Annotated in this window: 6 protein-coding genes; all 6 read right to left on the reverse strand. The window is 40.2% G+C overall.

Annotated features, from left to right (window positions below; translation table 11 throughout):
- Positions 1 to 214 (reverse strand): hypothetical protein (locus BGC07_RS21510; protein ID WP_235602847.1); only part of this gene is annotated, 214 nt, incomplete at its 3' end.
- 116 nt (positions 215 to 330) lie between these two features.
- Positions 331 to 711, reverse strand: a complete 381-nt coding sequence (locus BGC07_RS22955; protein WP_069311833.1) for a cell envelope biogenesis protein OmpA — start codon at positions 709 to 711, stop codon at positions 331 to 333.
- 181 nt (positions 712 to 892) lie between these two features.
- Positions 893 to 1,345: a peptide-methionine (R)-S-oxide reductase MsrB gene (msrB, locus tag BGC07_RS02500; protein ID WP_077216947.1), complete on the reverse strand. Its 453-nt coding sequence runs from the start codon at positions 1,343 to 1,345 to the stop codon at positions 893 to 895.
- Positions 1,346 to 1,821: 476 nt separating this feature from the next.
- The gene (locus BGC07_RS02505; RefSeq protein ID WP_069311835.1) at positions 1,822 to 2,316 is read right to left on the reverse strand and encodes a hypothetical protein; all 495 of its coding nucleotides are present in this window, start codon (positions 2,314 to 2,316) and stop codon (positions 1,822 to 1,824) included.
- A 329-nt stretch (positions 2,317 to 2,645) separates the two neighbouring features.
- Positions 2,646 to 2,951 carry a CHASE4 domain-containing protein gene (locus BGC07_RS22960; protein WP_077216708.1) on the reverse strand — a complete coding sequence of 102 codons (306 nt, stop codon included), beginning with the start codon at positions 2,949 to 2,951 and terminating at the stop codon, positions 2,646 to 2,648.
- The coding region (locus tag BGC07_RS22965; RefSeq protein WP_158006844.1) for a CHASE4 domain-containing protein at positions 2,887 to 3,087 on the reverse strand (201 nt) is incomplete at its 5' end. The genes BGC07_RS22965 and BGC07_RS22960, both read right to left, overlap by 65 nt.

Below are 3,087 nucleotides of genomic sequence, written 5' to 3' on the forward strand. Positions count from 1 at the left end.
AGCAGCCCTGCCGCTGAAGATGCAGCACCGCAGAAGAACTCGAAATACCTGTAGAAGCAGCCCCTGCCGCTGAAGATGCAGCACCTGCAGAAGAACTCGAAATGCCTGCAGAAGCAGCCCCTGCCGCTGAAGATGCAGCACCTGCAGAAGAACTCGAAATGCCTGCAGAAGCAGCCCCTGCCACTGAAGATGCAGCACCCGCAGAAGAACCCACAGAGCTTGACCTGGAAGATACACCTCCAGCCAAATCTTAATTAATCACAAGGTTACTCTTGCTTGTGCAACACTGGCAAGGCGACAACTCACCCCTCCTATATGGAACAACGACAACTAGCTCCAACCAAGAACTTCATATCCTTTATCAGTCAAACATTTGCTAATATAGCGCTGTTTTAGTTGATCTGGAGATATCCCTGCGGCCGTACCCCCCGCAGCAGCGCCAACACCCGCACCCACAGCAGTCGAACCTAAAAGTGAACCCCAGCCACCACTGATTAAGCCTCCAACAACACCCACAGCAGCTCCTCCAGCAGCACCTACTGCCGCACCACTCCCAGCTCCTTTTAGAACTTGCTTTGCTTTAGAAGACTTCAAATACTCATTCGCTTCTTGTGTACATAAGTCAATATCTTTTTGTGCGACAACTTTACCAACTCGCTTGTATTTAGCATTTGGATACAGTTGTGGTGTTGAAGCACACCCTACCAACATCACAACCCCTATAACTAGAATGAGATACTTTACCATACTAAAACCCTGCAATTATTCATTTATCCAGCAATTTCCTTTACGAGGATATCATTGATCATACTGGAAGTGAACAAAAGTAAATTATAACGTATCGAAAGAACAGGTAACGAAATGTTGAAAAAATTACAATTAAAATAATTACTTACTTTTCAAATAAATAAATATATTCTTGGTAACCCTCTCCCTCAAGAGACTCCAAAGGAATAAAGCGCAATGCTGCCGAATTAATACAATAACGCAACCCAGTTGGCTGAGGACCATCATTGAACACATGCCCTAAATGTGAATCTGCATATTTTGACCTTACTTCAGTGCGAGTCATCAAGAAAAATGAACGATCTGTTTTGGTCACAATGTATTTTTCATCAATTGGCTGAGTGAAGCTTGGCCAGCCAGTCCCTGACTTATATTTATCTTTAGAACTAAATAAAGGCTCTCCAGAAACGATATCAACATAAATTCCAGCTTTTTTATTATCCCAATATTCATTATCAAACGCCCTTTCAGTGCCTTCTTTTTGCGTCACTTTATACTGTAAAGAAGTCAATTCTTTTAACTTGCTCTCCTTATCAAAGCTAGAGTAATCCGCCGCCATCACACCTCCCAGATATAATATAACCAAGCTGCCAACACATAGCTTAGATAAGCGTTTCATGGCCAACCCCACTATAGAATCTATATAACTCTCACTAGTTTTGACAATAATGTAAATGCACTCTCAAATTCCACTTCTGTTTAATTATTATTTAATATTCAACAAATTAAAGTATATCTAATTAACTTTTAATAAAATTTAACATAAAAATTAATTTGACAACATATAAAATAAACACCCTAAAGTTTTCACCCTCCATCATCTGAAGTACAGCACCCACTAGAGGATCCATACCCATACAATAAACTCTCTAGTTCTTCTTTTTGGCTTTAGAGGGTATAAATGGTTTATCAGAGGGGTACATCGCTTTGCTTATCGCGGTGCATAAGAAAACGAACTAACGCTAAGTAAAACCCAGCTTTCCAGAAAGTCTCATAGAGGGCGAAAGTGTTGGCTCATGTTAGCTATAAATATTTTTATTTAATAACAGTAACAACAATAGAGTGAGCTTTTAAGCTAGCACCCCGCGTGGTTAAAATCTCATCTCTGCCCACTTGAACATGGCCTGATAGAATGTATTTTCCAGGCACTGTTCCCTTCTTAAACGCAAACGTTTGGCTATAATACTCCTGAGGCTCTCCACTCATAACAGCACCGTCCTGCCTGCTTTGTCCCTGGCGGCAAATACGACCGTAGCGCTTCGGGCAAGCATGGAGGTTTAAATGATCAATGTACTGCCAGCGTCCCGAGTACAAACGCCACTTTACTGTAAAGGGTTGGCCGATCTTCACTTTTTTTGGTGGTAGCACCACCCACTCTATTCGAACACCAAGCTGACGCTGTTCTTCTTTTGACAACAGATTAGAGATATAGTATCTAAATCCATCACTGCTATCACCGGTTAAATTACTACCATAAGCTAAATTAATCACACCCAATAATACAGATATCAATAATAAGTAAGATTTCACTGTGGCCGCTATATTACATTAATTTTAATTACCAATAATAAGAATATAGGTGAGCAAACTCTCACTGACAATGTTTACAGTACTCCTTAAAATAACCATTTAAGAGTCGTGAGACTGAATAATTCGTATCAAAACCATCAACAGCACTAAAGAAAGTGGCCCTATACTCAAAGTGGACCAAAACGTAAACCACATCGCCCGATAACCACTTTTAGTAATATCTCGCGCCACATTAACACGCAATAATAAGCCAGGTTCAAAACTAACCGTTGGAATTGTCGTAAATAACTCTCAAAAAATCATCACTTGCATGAACTTCTAAATTACGCTCAGACTCCCAGTTTTTCAAGCATAACTTGTTTTTTCAATTGCTTATTCTCTTCCCATACTGGATCAATATGTAAATCAATTTGAGACTGCTGCCTAAATCGCTCAATAAGCTCAGAAGTTAAAAAACGGCCTATTATGATACTCCCTCGAACAGGACCTTCCCCATCGCTTTGCAGTACAGGCTGCATTGCAACAAGGATAGGACCCGACCCTGTCATAATCACGCCCTCTTGAGGAACCTCAGACTCTAATACCGCCTCTGCTGCTTTTTGGCATAGCGAGTACAGTTTCTTTTGGCAAAACAGTCTCTACTTCATTAAGCAAATCATAACTCTTACCCCAGACGAGATTATTTTTCACATCGAAGTAGTAAATTAGGTTCACTTCATTATCATAAAAACTATTATCGCCTAAATTAGAATCTATATACTTTTTATTTTT

Origin of the sequence: Piscirickettsia litoralis (assembly GCF_001720395.1) — a bacterium.
Classification (GTDB): Bacteria; Pseudomonadota; Gammaproteobacteria; order Piscirickettsiales; family Piscirickettsiaceae; genus Piscirickettsia; species Piscirickettsia litoralis.

Coding starts and splice junctions, on each gene's coding strand:
- msrB (WP_077216947.1), bottom strand. CDS start 1,345: ATGGCGGCGGATTACTCTAGCTTTGATAAGGAGAGCAAGTTAAAAGAA.
- BGC07_RS22955 (WP_069311833.1), bottom strand. CDS start 711: ATGTTGGTAGGGTGTGCTTCAACACCACAACTGTATCCAAATGCTAAA.